We start from the raw sequence: 5,131 nt of genomic DNA on the forward strand, positions 1-5,131 counted from the left end.
TGGCTACGCAAAATTAAATATATATTGTCATTGCGTAGCTTGCTACCCAAAGAGAAGCCGCTATCGCGTCTAGCCGCAGGGTGGAACGTAGACGGAGACTTCCCGCAGGGTAGCAATCCCAAAGGTTTGAGCGTTTCGGAATGTATGATTAATTGTGCACTACTACTTAATCGTCATGTGTAATTAATTTTCAATACCCACTTACTTGAATTTCGTGGCAATTAGTATGCCCATCAAAGAAACCGGAAATCAATTTCCGGACTATCGGTAATTTGCTCACAAGTTCCTCAAGTTTTTTCTCTAAGCTTGATATCTAAGCTGGAAATAACGAGATTTTGCGATGGGCAAAGCCCGGTCTTCGACCATCGCACCAATTAAAATGTTTGAAATGAACAATATATTGGTAATTGGTTATGGTAACGACTTACGTTATGATGATGGTATTGGGCAAAGGGTAGCCAACGATTTAAATCTAAATCTCAATTTCACCATAAAATCCCTTGCCGTTCACCAACTCACTCCCGAACTCGCTGAGACGATCGTCAAAGCCGATTTAGTTATTTTTGTTGATGCTTGTTTGAGCTTGCAAAGCTCGGACAACAGCGGGCACAAAAGCTTAACCAAGCTCGCATCAAATCCTGATGTTCAAGTCCGTATGCTAGAACCCGACAGCAATAAAACCCTGGGAGGACATACAGCAAATCCCGAATCGCTATTAGCCTTCACTCAAGTAATTTACAGTTATTGTCCTCCTGCTTTATTGGTGACAGTTCTAGGAGAAAATTTTCAACTGGGAGACAAGTTATCGTCAACCGGGGAAATTGGAGTTGCGATCGCAATCGAAAAAATTACCCAGATAATCAATCAAGAACAAGATAAAAAAGGTACAAATATATGCATGAAGTTGGATTAATGCGAAATATTTTAGATGCTGCGATAGAACGCGCTACCCAGGAAGGTGCCCATCACATTTATACCGTGGAAATACGCTTAGGAGAAGCTGCGGGAGTAGCTGAAGAGTCATTAGAACAAGCATTTGAAATAGTCAAAAAAGATACTATTGCCGAAATGGCTCATCTTCAGATTAATCATGTTCCCACAGTTTCCTATTGCCCTAATTGTAATATTGAATTTCAACCAATCGATCTACTTTATGAGTGTCCTGAATGTCATCAACCCTATTGCGAAATACGGCAAGGTAAGGAGTTAGAAATAGCATCGTTAGCAATCTCATAATTGGTAGAATAGGTATGAAATTCTGGAATTCGATCAGAAATTTAATCGCTAACTATAAAAGCCATCGCGATTGGTGGATAGAAGTTTCCACCACACATCCTTCCTGTGTTTACTACTTTGGTGCGTTCCAATATCATCAAGAAGCAGAAAGTATGAGCTTAGGCTATATTGAAGATTTACAAGCAGAAGGCGCAAGAGAAATTAAGATTCAAATTAAACGCTGTCAACCCGAACGGCTAACGGTAGAGGATGAGTAAGTTAGAACATTTTTGCATTGTTTTAAATAACGATAATTCCAATTTGTTGTATCCCTCACAATTTCCTCAAAGTGCTTTTGTATAAAACAAATTGAGGAAAATAAAGAGATAAATTGAGGATAGGAACTATGAACTTACCAATACACCGTATCGGCTGAGAACAGGAATTTTTTTTAGTAGATGAAACTGGCGCACTTAGTGAAAGTGCGGATGAGTTCTTGAACTATTGCCATCAAGTTGCCTCCGATAATAATCGTAGCCCAGAATATTTTGTGCCAGAATTTGTCAAATGTATGCTGGAAATTAATACTCCTCCTTGTGAATCTGGTCTGGATTTAGCCCGTGAATATTTGCAAAATCTGCAAATTGCGATAACTGCGGCGAACAGCATGAATTTGCGACTATATATCAGTATGTAGTATGGTTCGAGCGATGTTTGGATGCCATGGTTGACAACTGCTCGAATTACCGCATTTAAACCCGGACAATCTCCTCCGCTTGTAAGAATGCCGAGTCTTTTTCGTCTGGCTTTCTTACAGGAAAAGCCGATGGTATCTTCGGTCCAAAAACCGAAAAGGCTGTGAAAAATTACCAACTTAAACGTGGTTTAGTAGCAGATACTATTGTCGGTCCAAAAACCTGGAGTAAATTGACTGAAGATATACCTGAAAGTTGTTGCTAATTGACATATGTGTTAGTTCAAAGTAGCAACAGCAAGGGTTGTTACCTAAATTTATATTATTCCAACGTCCTACTTAATAAGTTGTGCGATGCAGGGCAATCTTGGCACTGTTCAACACTTTTTATCTGGACGTTTTTTATTGTAGACAAAAACAAATTATTTTAAATATATGCTAAAACTCTAGTTAATTCTCTTTTGAAATTTAAAATTATCTTGCGAGGAAACAGAAGCATTCAAATCTTATTTAATTTAGGTATGGGCAGCTTAAATTTTAGATAATTCTCGACAAGCACATAGTAATTTCATACCTTGTTGTAACCTATAACTACTTGTCAAAACTATAGTGTATAAAATTTAGCTAATATTCTCTCTACAGCAATATTAAAAAATAAGTATACTTAATTACTAAGTAAAATAAGTAATATACTTGTATGTAGAGGTGATTATTAAACCACCAAAACCAGATAAATAGAATCCAGAAAGAAAGCAACATTTTTCCATCTGGGTAGTTATTGAAGATGTAATGTAACGAGTGTCGTGCATCATCATTCCCAAAATATTATTTCTTTGGGAATACTCCCTGTGAAATAGAGTGGAGGTAAAAGTTATGAGTTCCAAACCCGAACATGCACCATTTATAATACAATTAATCGCAGCTTTAGGTGGTGGTGCTGGAATTGTTGCTTTAATTGCATTCTTTGCAGAGATACCGAAAATTCCTAGCGATCGCGAAATTTCTAATCCGAGCAGCACAATTAATAACAATCAACCCAAAATTGTAATCATCAATAAGCAAGATTTTCCTAGCCAATCGAACAAACACAATTCGACCGAGCGCGACGACACATCGTAAAATTCCGGGTACGAGTCGGATAGACAAAAAACCAGCAATATTAACTCGTCACCCAAATTAAATGTAGAATTTCCTCTGGGTCATTTTCAAGATGATAAATGGTCAATAACCGTATCCAATGTCAAAGGTAATCTTCACTACAAAGAAGAGCAGCTTTCAACAGGAGAATTCCTCCACTTAACAGATGGTAGTGTTTCCAATGTTTCTGGAGATAGCCAGCGCAAAATCTGCACTTGGAATAATGGAGAGTATCGTTATCAGGTAATTTGGCAGCCACAAAACCCTAATCTTATTCGGTTACAGGTATCTAGCCCTAATGGTGAAATTTTAAATCGACTGCTTAAAAAAGTTTGATTATTTACGGATATTTACGGTACAAAATCACCAACTTATTTACCAGGAGTGTAATGCTCGTAACTGAGGAGTTTTTTTGACCTGATGTGCCTGCATTCGGGTTAGTACATCATCCAAAATTGTTACTGCTTCAGCAATATAGGCTCCTTTATTCAACATGACACACTCAGCACGTTCAGCCATCGCGGCATCAGTTATCTCTGCGCGTGAGGGAGTTCCATTTTTGACAAGATTTTCCATTACCTGAGTTGCCCAAATCACGGGGACATGGGCAGCTTCGCACAACCAGAGAATTTCTTCTTGAATTTCTGCAAGACGTTGGTAGCCAATCTCGACAGCTAAATCACCTCTAGCAATCATGATGCCAAATGGCTGTTTACCTGCTGCCTGCACAATTAATTCGGGGAGGTTACTAACAGCTAATGGAGTTTCAATTTTGGCAATAATTCCAGGGATTGATACATTTGCGGGTAATCTGGCTTGCAATTCTCGCTGTAAAAGCTCTATATCAGCAGGTTCCTGGACAAAGGAATACCCCACAATATCAGCATGGGTAGCAACAAAGTCCAAATCCTGTCGGTCTTTTTCTGTTAAAGGACTAAAGCGCAAAATGGTATCGGGAAAATTCAAACCCTTATCTGCGCCAATTTTTTCGCCTTTAAATCTTGCATGGGTGATTCGCAACAGTACCCCCTCCTCTGTTATCGATTCAACCTTCGCACCAATATGACCGTCATCAATCCAAACACTTGCACCAACCTCTAATTGATCGAGTACTTCAGGTATAGTACAATTTGCTTGGAAACAGATAGAACTATTCGTGGTGGGCAAATCGCGGGTTAATAGGAGACATTCTCCTCGAAATATACCCTGTTTAGCGTTAGGAGCGTTCGCGCCAGCGTGCCGGAGGCATCTCGCAATTCCAATCCGAGGCTTTGGTCCAGCTAAATCCATCAAAACTTTGCACTTCTGTTCTGTTTCTGCCTCTACCATCCGCACATTAGCAATCATCGCAGACCATTCGACGGAAGTATCATGGGCACAATTAATCCGCACGCAGTTTGTGCCACGCTGTATCAAATCTCGCACAAACTCATAATTGCTGGCTGCGATAGTAGGTAATGTCACCATAATTCGGACTCGACGATGACTGAGTGTCCTACCTAACAAATCTTCGGTATGTCGTTCGAGAAGACGTTCCCCTTCAAAAAATGCTGCGAGTGAAGGATGTTTAGGCAGGGAATCTGATTTATTTTGACAAATTACTCCTAAAGTTGCGATCGCAGCATCTAAATTCGGCAAAACCCGCGCTTCAATTCGTCCTAATGAAGACAAACCCCAAGGCATCAAAGCTGCTTGAAGGGGACGCAAGTCATGCCTTCGCAGTGCCAAGTAATACGCGAGATTTTGACTACTTTGCAAAAAAGCTTGTCGCTGGATGTGCGATCGCCACTGGTTAAAAATTTCCTGCCCTTCCTGAATCACCAACTGACGCAACTGTTGAAGAGTAGCTAGTAAGGTTTGGGAATCAGATAGGTCTAAAGACGAGTAATTAAAAACTAGATGTTCACCTTTTACTAAATTAGATGTCATAATCAATTCACTTCTCATACTTGTATGTTATTGATGCTTTATTCTCCGATAAAAACATGAGGAACTTGTGAAGAAAACAATTTTAAATAGCTTTAATTGTATATATAAAGAATTCCAAATATTTTATTAACCTTTTATTAACCAAAGATTAATATA

The 5,131-nt window shown here is 39.2% G+C and carries 7 protein-coding genes and 2 pseudogenes; 7 read left to right on the forward strand and 2 right to left on the reverse strand.

Annotation, left to right across the window (positions count from 1 at the left end):
• From CK510_RS33040 to CK510_RS32415, 5 genes and pseudogenes are all read left to right on the forward strand, one after another.
• The coding region (locus CK510_RS33040; RefSeq protein ID WP_211293308.1) for a hypothetical protein at positions 1 to 183 on the forward strand (183 nt) is incomplete at its 5' end.
• A gap of 157 nt (positions 184 to 340) precedes the next feature.
• Complete coding sequence (locus CK510_RS25985) at positions 341 to 913, forward strand: hydrogenase maturation protease (protein WP_245912440.1); 573 nt, start codon at positions 341 to 343, stop codon at positions 911 to 913.
• Positions 895 to 1,236 carry a hydrogenase maturation nickel metallochaperone HypA gene (hypA, locus tag CK510_RS25990; RefSeq protein WP_095724426.1) on the forward strand — a complete coding sequence of 114 codons (342 nt, stop codon included), beginning with the start codon at positions 895 to 897 and terminating at the stop codon, positions 1,234 to 1,236. The genes CK510_RS25985 and hypA overlap by 19 nt, the downstream gene beginning before the upstream one ends.
• A gap of 14 nt (positions 1,237 to 1,250) precedes the next feature.
• Entirely contained in the window at positions 1,251 to 1,493 is a 243-nt protein-coding gene (locus tag CK510_RS25995; protein ID WP_095724427.1) for a DUF1816 domain-containing protein, read from the forward strand.
• Positions 1,494 to 1,663: 170 nt separating this feature from the next.
• Positions 1,664 to 1,912, forward strand: a pseudogene (locus CK510_RS32415) (glutamate-cysteine ligase family protein); the annotation flags it as partial.
• Between the two features lie 22 nt (positions 1,913 to 1,934).
• On the opposite strand, the pseudogene CK510_RS34480 reads toward CK510_RS32415, so the two are convergent.
• Positions 1,935 to 2,001 (reverse strand): annotated as a pseudogene (locus tag CK510_RS34480) (hypothetical protein); the annotation flags it as partial.
• Between CK510_RS34480 and CK510_RS26005 the strand changes: the two are divergent.
• Both CK510_RS26005 and CK510_RS26010 read left to right on the forward strand, forming a co-directional pair.
• Positions 1,981 to 2,175 (forward strand): peptidoglycan-binding domain-containing protein, encoded by a 195-nt coding sequence (locus CK510_RS26005; protein ID WP_095724428.1) that lies wholly within the window; start codon positions 1,981 to 1,983, stop codon positions 2,173 to 2,175. The pseudogene CK510_RS34480 and the gene CK510_RS26005 overlap by 21 nt on opposite strands.
• Positions 2,176 to 2,782: 607 nt before the next feature.
• On the forward strand, positions 2,783 to 3,028 hold the full coding sequence (locus CK510_RS26010) for a hypothetical protein (protein ID WP_095724429.1): 246 nt from the start codon (positions 2,783 to 2,785) through the stop codon (positions 3,026 to 3,028).
• 393 nt (positions 3,029 to 3,421) lie between these two features.
• On the opposite strand, the gene CK510_RS26015 is transcribed toward CK510_RS26010, so the two are convergent.
• A complete protein-coding gene (locus CK510_RS26015; protein WP_095724431.1) occupies positions 3,422 to 4,975 on the reverse strand; it encodes a pyruvate kinase in 1,554 nt (517 codons plus the stop codon).
• Between the last annotated feature and the right edge of the window lie 156 nt (positions 4,976 to 5,131).

It is taken from the genome of Brunnivagina elsteri CCALA 953 (assembly GCF_002289455.1).
Lineage (GTDB): Bacteria > Cyanobacteriota > Cyanobacteriia > Cyanobacteriales > Nostocaceae > Brunnivagina > Brunnivagina elsteri.